Source organism: Streptococcus sp. 121, assembly GCF_016458205.1.
GTDB lineage: Bacteria > Bacillota > Bacilli > Lactobacillales > Streptococcaceae > Streptococcus.
The window spans coordinates 1-4,388 of the sequence record NZ_JAEMED010000067.1 but is presented as its reverse complement, the minus strand read 5'-3'; the positions used below and the strand labels follow the sequence as shown (position 1 = coordinate 4,388).

5 protein-coding genes and 1 pseudogene are annotated in these 4,388 nt (G+C 41.4%); all 6 read right to left on the bottom strand.

The features are described from left to right. Positions 1 to 218: 218 nt before the first annotated feature. On the bottom strand, positions 219 to 881 hold the full coding sequence (locus tag JEQ21_RS10155) for an agmatine deiminase family protein (RefSeq protein ID WP_199365294.1): 663 nt from the start codon (positions 879 to 881) through the stop codon (positions 219 to 221). Next, positions 865 to 1,323, bottom strand: a complete 459-nt coding sequence (locus JEQ21_RS10150; protein WP_199365293.1) for an agmatine deiminase family protein — start codon at positions 1,321 to 1,323, stop codon at positions 865 to 867. Before JEQ21_RS10150 ends, JEQ21_RS10155 begins: the two co-directional genes overlap by 17 nt. A 475-nt stretch (positions 1,324 to 1,798) precedes the next feature. After that, positions 1,799 to 2,590, bottom strand: coding sequence for a formate/nitrite transporter family protein (locus JEQ21_RS09575; RefSeq protein WP_233340881.1), 792 nt, complete (start codon positions 2,588 to 2,590; stop codon positions 1,799 to 1,801). A gap of 171 nt (positions 2,591 to 2,761) precedes the next feature. Continuing rightward, positions 2,762 to 3,190 (bottom strand): phosphotransferase, encoded by a 429-nt coding sequence (locus JEQ21_RS09570; protein WP_199365292.1) that lies wholly within the window; start codon positions 3,188 to 3,190, stop codon positions 2,762 to 2,764. A gap of 291 nt (positions 3,191 to 3,481) precedes the next feature. Further along, positions 3,482 to 3,619, bottom strand: a pseudogene (locus JEQ21_RS10350) (transposase); the annotation flags it as partial. 26 nt (positions 3,620 to 3,645) lie between these two features. Next, positions 3,646 to 4,388: IS110 family transposase (locus JEQ21_RS10075; protein WP_233340879.1), on the bottom strand; the 743-nt coding region annotated here is incomplete at its 5' end.

The following is a 4,388-nucleotide window of genomic DNA, read 5'->3' as shown; positions in this document are numbered from 1 at the left end:
GATATGCAGGAGTTAAATAAGCTTCTTGGAATTGACTGGACAAAGGGAGTTGTGAAGTTCGAGGAATTAAGAAATTATGCTAGAGGTTCATATACAACACGAAAATAATTAAAAAAGATAGCCAAACGCCTTGTCCCCCAAGGGGTTAGCTATCTTTTGTCTTTTTTAAAGTGATAAACTCGGGATTATATCTTAATTTAATAAGATACTTACCTATCTTATGGTTGTGGCTGTTGCTGGGTCACACAGTGGATCATCCCGCCTTTTTTGTAAAGCTTGCTGACGTCAATTCCAACCACTTCCCGATCCGGGTAAAGTTTTTGAATTTTGTCCATGGCTTCTTGGTCATTCGCATCGGAATAGATTGGTACCAAGACAACCTCATTCCCCACGTAGAAATTGACATAGCTGCCCTTGTAGTCGAGCCCCTTCACGTTTTTCTTGGTCAGGGGCAACTCGGTAATTGCGTACGCCTCACCTTTTGCATTTTGAGCCGCATAAAGAATCTCTAAATCCTTCCTTTTAATTCCTTCATATAAATCAAAAAAATCGGCTTTGCTCACTGCTACCATCCGCTTGTCATCCACAAAACGGGCAATAGCATCAATATGGGCATCGGTAATATCTTCACCACTGACCCCATCTAACCAGATAAAGTTCGCAGCGCCCAGATACTGAGTCATGTAGGCTTCCGCCTCTTCCTGGCTCATACCAGGATTCCGATTCTCATTCAGGACAGCGCTGCGCGTGAGCAGAGCAGTCCCGTGACCGTCCAACTCAACCGAACCACCTTCCAAGACAAAGTCTGCTACGTCTAGGCGAGAGTACCCCTTGGCCTCTGCCACACGCTGGGGAATGACATCGTCATTTGCGGACTCCATCTTGCCCCCCCCAGCCATTAAAACCGAAATCGACAATCCGCAACTCCCCTGCTTCGTCCCGTACGTACATCGGACCCGTATCACGAGACCAGACATCATCACTAGGCACAACCAAAAAGTCAACCTGACTCATATCCAAGCCTTCCTTCTCCAGAAGCGCGTGAACACGCGCTTCTTCCTGCTCATCGTAGACCATGATGTGCACCTTCTCACCTGTATGCAGGGACTCGGCCATCTGAACCCAAATAGGCTCAACGGCTTTTTGGTAAGCCTTTCCATAAGTCTTAGCATGCGGCCAGGTCAGCCAAGTCCCTTCGTGCTTCTCATCCTCCGCCGGAAACGTAAACTTCTCCACCGCAGCGACCTCCTTATTTACAAGACAACCAGCACCCAGACTTACCAAAGCCAAAGCTGCCAGCAACACCTTTTTCCATTTTTTCATAAGGGAAAATTAGAACCTCTTCCTTCTAGTTGATTTACAGGATAGCATGACAAAGAAGAAGAGACAACTAAAGAGACTTGATCTAAACAATGGACTTCCTGCGGAACCAATGTATGTGATCCAATTTCACAGCAGGAAATAGCGCATAACCACACTGAAATATCTTGTGACTTTTTGTGACTCAGTCTTTTTTCAAATGATAACTCCGATGAATCTCAAGTTCCGTCACTGTTTTGCAGGAAGTCTAATTATCGATAGCCTGGGATCAAGGTCAATTGGGAATGTAAAACAATCATTCACCCTAAAATAAAGATAGCCTATTTTCTCCTAGCTTGCCCTAGAAAATTCGAAAGTTTAGAGCTCATTCTTCGAACACAACGAACCGAGTATTCTTTTCCCGTGTAAAATCAGTACACTCTGGATTCTAGCCTGACTGTGAGAATACCAAATACAATTCAATACCTAAAAGTTTCATCTAATCCACATAAAGATCCGACTGCTCATTCAACCAGCTATACAATAAGCCGATAACAAGACCTCCACCAACGAAATTTCCCAAACCTGACATGAGGAAATTCATCAGAACTCTAGTCAGTGTCATCCCTTCAACAGCACCACCAGTTGTAAAAATCGATAAAAAGAATATAGAAAAATTCGCAATGACATGCTCAAAACCAAAGAATGCGAAAATATACATAATAAAGGCAACAGATATCAGTTTCCCTGCATCATCCTTCATTCGTAAATAACAAAAGACGGAGATGTTCACAATAATATTTGCAAAAACACCATCCATAAATAAAACCCAGGGACTCTTAGCCAATTTCGCCACTGTTCCCTCCACTAAGAAACGACTCTCCATTAAAAACGGAGAAGTTTGACTTAAGAAGAATGCTACGATGATAGCCCCAATAAAATTAAATCCTATACAGGTGGCTAGGATTTTCAATGCTTTTTTAGGAGTCAGTAACTTTCGATGGGTAGCTACTGTCATATACATCATATTTGAAGTTCCCAATTCGGTATTCATGTAAAGCAGAATTAAGAGCCCCCATCCAAAAAGAAGACCATATCCAAACCTGCCCAATCCAGGAACGAATTGATTCATTTTATCAGCTGTAAACATCGAAATAGCAATTCCAACCGCCAAATAGACACTGGCCAAAATCGATCTCAACGCATAAGCCCAATAGCTTGTATCATACAAGTCTTCTTTTTTCAAAATACCCTTTTTTAAGATAGACATTAAACTATTTTCTGCGGCCATAACAATTCCTCACTTTTTGAATCTTTTTTCACAATATATTATACAAAAATTAGCAGGTTTTGAAAAGGCTTACACAAACATTGTCTCAGTCTATTAACTGGTTACACACACCTTCTTTTAGACCAAGACCTCTGCCGCCGCAATCACAGAAAATAGCTCAGGTTGACAACATCACGGCCATAAGCATCCCAAAAAACGATCCGCGAACTCATTGGTTTGAAGGTTAAAGTTGAGACTCCAAATCCCACAAAAGAGATCCATATTCCGATCACCCACACCTCCGGTTCCCTCATCAATGAAGCCCGTCAGCCGCCAATCCTGCAACATCACATTGGGAAGGCAATAATCCTCGTGCAGAAGCACACGACTTTGAAACAGATTGTTACCATCTTGCAGTACTTTATAGGCCTCCTCTGCGGAAGAAAAAGAAAAGGAAGATTCGAATAAAGTTGGATTGAAGTGCCCTAACCGATAGTTCCTTTCAGTCAGGTCCAGAAAAGTCTCCGTCCTGTGCATAACCGGACAACCATCAACATCTAGCTCATGGAAACGCCGTAGTTCCTGTCCCAGCACCTCACTTAAACGCCGAGGATCTTCCAAGTATAGTCTTTTATTTGAAAATAACACAGTAAAAAAGCGCAAAAAAACACTATCTGTGTTATACTTAAGGTGAACATATTTAAAAATGTCTTAAGGGTGTTGCCGCATCCCTAATGCTTTTGCTGCTTCATAAGTTTGATGTGTTTTCAAAAGTTTGTAGACAATTCTTAGTATCTTATGAGCACAAGCGATAACAGCCTTCATCTTACTTCCTCTTTGGGAAACTCGATTGTATAAAGATGAGAAAGCTGGATCTTTGGAGTGACCTGCTATCATACCCGAGATCGTTAAGGCATGTTTTAAGTATTTATTTCCTTGCGTTATTCGCGAGGATTTTTTAATACCAGCACTTTCATAGGAACCTGGACATAGACCAGCCCATGAGGCTAGGTGTCCATCTGTTGGAAATGCATCTACATCAGGACCAATTTCCGCTATAGTCTTTTAGTTTACTTTTAGTACAAGGTGGCGAGTCGTAGACAGTACTGAAGTACGGCAAGACGAGCTAACACAGTAATAAAAGATAAACTAAAAGAGTATAAAATAACAGCTGCTGCATTTTCACTCATCCCAGGTACAGTCATTAATAATTGATATTCTTCGGGGAAGTGTTTATTTATATAGGATTTAATATGCTGATCCAAATCCTCAATGAGACTCTGTATCATGCGATATTGTATTAGACTTTGTGACATGAGAAAACAGTCCTCGCTGGAGAGCTTTCCATTCATGGCTTCAACCAAGTCTATAGCTTGAGCTTTGACACGGCCGTGCATACAAGCTCTAACACTCTCTTCATCAATGACTTCTCCGTTTATGAATAATTCCAGTAAAGCATGACCGGTTTTTGAAAATATGTCAGAAAGAAAGCTTGTTAATTTAATATTGGATTTCTGAAGAAGATTATGAATCTCATTTTTAATCTGAGTAAGGCTCTCTTTATAGGACCGATATCTTCGAGTTAGTAGGCGAAGCTCCATAACTTCAGGTGTGGGTAAATAGGATGATTCAATTAAACCACAGCGGCCCAGTTGTGCTAACCATTCGGCATCTTTCATATCTGTTTTCCGACCCGGAACATTTTTGACTCGTTGTGGATGTGCCAAGGAGAATTCCAAACTAGATTCAGAAAAAATATTAAAGACAGGAATCCAGTATTGTCCAGTACTTTCCAAAAAGACATGCGTTACTCCGTGAT

Excerpts from the sequence above, each read along its gene's own strand:
- JEQ21_RS10155 (WP_199365294.1), bottom strand. The coding sequence starts at position 881 with ATGGAGTCCGCAAATGACGATGTCATTCCCCAGCGTGTGGCAGAGGCC.
- JEQ21_RS10150 (WP_199365293.1), bottom strand. The coding sequence starts at position 1,323 with ATGAAAAAATGGAAAAAGGTGTTGCTGGCAGCTTTGGCTTTGGTAAGT.
- JEQ21_RS09575 (WP_233340881.1), bottom strand. The coding sequence starts at position 2,590 with ATGGCCGCAGAAAATAGTTTAATGTCTATCTTAAAAAAGGGTATTTTG.